Origin of the sequence: Salipiger sp. 1_MG-2023 (genome assembly GCF_030547555.1) — a bacterium.
GTDB lineage: Bacteria > Pseudomonadota > Alphaproteobacteria > Rhodobacterales > Rhodobacteraceae > Salipiger.
On sequence record NZ_JAUOQN010000146.1, the window covers coordinates 1 to 1,930 of the forward strand.

General features: G+C 53.1%; 2 protein-coding genes and 1 pseudogene. All 3 read left to right on the forward strand.

Features of this window, described 5'->3' with window-relative positions; all coding sequences use genetic code 11:
* Window positions 1-128 (forward strand): annotated as a pseudogene (locus tag Q4543_RS24240) (IS481 family transposase); the annotation flags it as partial.
* Between the two features lie 124 nt (window positions 129-252).
* Entirely contained in the window at window positions 253-1,086 is an 834-nt protein-coding gene (locus Q4543_RS24245) for a hypothetical protein (RefSeq protein WP_303442688.1), read from the forward strand.
* A gap of 99 nt (window positions 1,087-1,185) precedes the next feature.
* The gene (locus tag Q4543_RS24250) at window positions 1,186-1,857 is read left to right on the forward strand and encodes a hypothetical protein (RefSeq protein WP_303442691.1); all 672 of its coding nucleotides are present in this window, start codon (window positions 1,186-1,188) and stop codon (window positions 1,855-1,857) included.
* The last annotated feature ends 73 nt before the right edge of the window (window positions 1,858-1,930 follow it).

Below are 1,930 nucleotides of genomic sequence, written 5' to 3' on the forward strand. Positions count from 1 at the left end.
ACAACCAGCAGCTCCCGCAATCAGCCCTGGGCAGCAAGACGCCCTTGCACGCGATGAAGGACTGGCACAAACTCAAGTCAGAGCTGTTCAAGAAACAGCCATATTACCTGCCGGGATGTGACAGCTAGATACTGGCGCTACCGAACCACGCGCGGCGGTATTGTGGAGAGCTTCAATCCATATGAGGACCACATTCTTCGCGTCCGAGGCGAATTGAACGCAACCTTGGAGCTATGGTTCGGAGTGCCGCTAATGTGTGCCGAACACCAGAAGGCAGCGGCCTTGCTGTATAATGACCTTGATGGCCCGATCATTCATCTCGGACCAGGCAGGCAAGGCAAGTCAGAAGCCGACGATATTCTTGGAAATCTCGAAGCAGCAGAGCGAACGATTTCGCGAGCTTTGCAAGATTCAACAAGTTCCTTGCCGCCTCAAATCGTTGATGGGGTTGGACAGCTCCTTAAGGCTTTGCCGTTTCCTCAGTCTCTGCTTTTCGAGGACGGCTGGTTGGAGGTTACGCCGCCTGAAGATGCTCTGACGTTGATAGTCAGTGTACGTGAATTTCTTGCTCGTCAAATCGAAGTGCAACCAAGAGGAAACGCGAGGGCTTTTCGAACCGCTTTGGCGTTACGCGCAGCCTATGAGCATTATACGCATAAACCCATTACAGTCGGCCACGATAAAGCGAGTGGTCCAGTCGGGGACTTCTGTCGCTGTCTGTCGGAAGTTTTCGAGTTGGTCGGGCTTCAGCCAAAGGTCGTTGACTTAGCTTCACGCGCAAAGCGCTGCCATGAGACGGACGAATTACTTATGCGCTACAGAGCTTATTTTGCTCACCCGATCGGTCGCGTTGGCCATCACGAGATGCTTTTCACAAAAGTTGGATGGGTTGAAAACATGACATTCCGCGAGAAGTTACGAAACCTGTTGGCAATGAAATGTCGCCGACTGGAGTACTTACAATGTCAGAACATTTGTTCGAGCGGGCGCGCTTATACGACGACTCCGACTTGGAGCTTGATGTCATCGCGCCTCGTCAGAAGCGCGCACAGTGGCGCCATCGCCGCGTTGGCCCGGCTTTTTTGAAGTTTGGGAGGCGTGTGAAGTATCTTGGTTCCGATCTGAATAATTGGATTTCCCAAGCCCGCGTAGCAACCACTGAAAGCATTGAAGGGGTGGCCTCAAATGATTGGCGGTAACCAATCTGGGGCTGCGCTTTCATTCCGACCTCGCACCGAGGGTAACGGTTCAGAGGTGCGCCCATACAAGTTCAACCAGATCAAGGTACAGGTTCTGGAGATCGCCAACGAGCATGTGGCGGTGCAGAAAGCCGCAGCTGAACTCTTCTTTCATCTAATATTGGTCGAACTATGGCGGTACAACGGCATGGCTGTCATTCGTGACGCGGATCTGGCCGAAATGAAAGGCTGGAGCTGCGACAAAGTTAGCCGAGCCGTCCGCCAGCTTGCCCAGGTAGGAGTCATTGAGATTGAGCGTGGGCGATGGAACCGCGCAACAGAGTATCGCCTGGGAAATTGGGTGTGGGCGGAGGCGATCAAGCGCAGACAGGCCACTGAGAAAGTCACAGATTTTCCCATTACTAGAGGTCCGCAAAATAGCGCGGACAAGTCGGCAGGAATGCCAACCAAGACCCAGCAGAAACGCCCAGTCACTAAGGAATCTCAAGATAAGATTGCAGCTGACCTTCTTACGCTCCGCCTCGTACCTTTAACGAAAACATATTCGATTCAGCAATGGAGCGAGTGCCTCGAAGAAGAAGGTATTGGGCAGCTGAAGGAGGTATTGCCAATCAGACAACTCGATGGCGTGGAAGGTTATTGGCTGCCAGGGCCATGAGCTGCTCCCGATCTCTTGGACAGGATCTGGCGTGATTTAAGCTACTCGTTGCACCTGCTGATCGGGTTGGTTG